This window comes from Psychrobacter sp. TB20-MNA-CIBAN-0197 (assembly GCF_040309765.1).
Classification (GTDB): Bacteria; Pseudomonadota; Gammaproteobacteria; order Pseudomonadales; family Moraxellaceae; genus Psychrobacter; species Psychrobacter submarinus.
The window spans coordinates 1-380 of the sequence record NZ_JBEOPC010000166.1; the positions used below are offsets into that span (position 1 = coordinate 1).

1 protein-coding gene is annotated in these 380 nt (G+C 63.9%); it reads right to left on the reverse strand.

From position 1 onward, the window contains the following. A partial coding sequence (locus AAEY83_RS13140; protein WP_351059405.1) for an FAD-binding oxidoreductase occupies nucleotides 1-380 on the reverse strand: 380 nt, incomplete at both ends.

Genomic DNA, 380 nt, shown 5'->3' on the forward strand with positions numbered 1-380 from the left:
TAGCAAGCGCCGTTGCCATTGCAGTGCATGGCCGCGCCGTAGCTTTGCCAGACTGTCTCGTCGATCTGTCGATCCAGCTCGCCGCGCAGGGTCACTTCGTCGATCTTCAGCAGTGCTGCGCCGCTGTTGGCCGGCGTGGCGATTTTGCCCGGATTGAACTGGTTGAATGGGTCGAACGCGGCTTTCAAGGCTTGCAGTGCCGGGTACAACTCGCCGAAGAATGCCGGCGCGTACTCCGAACGCAGGCCCTTGCCATGCTCGCCCCAGAGCAGGCCGCCGTAGCGCTGAGTCAGCGCCGCTACGCCATCGGACACCGGACGAACCAGCGCCGCTTGTTGCGGGTCTTTCATGTCGAGGATCGGCCGCACGTGCAGTACGCC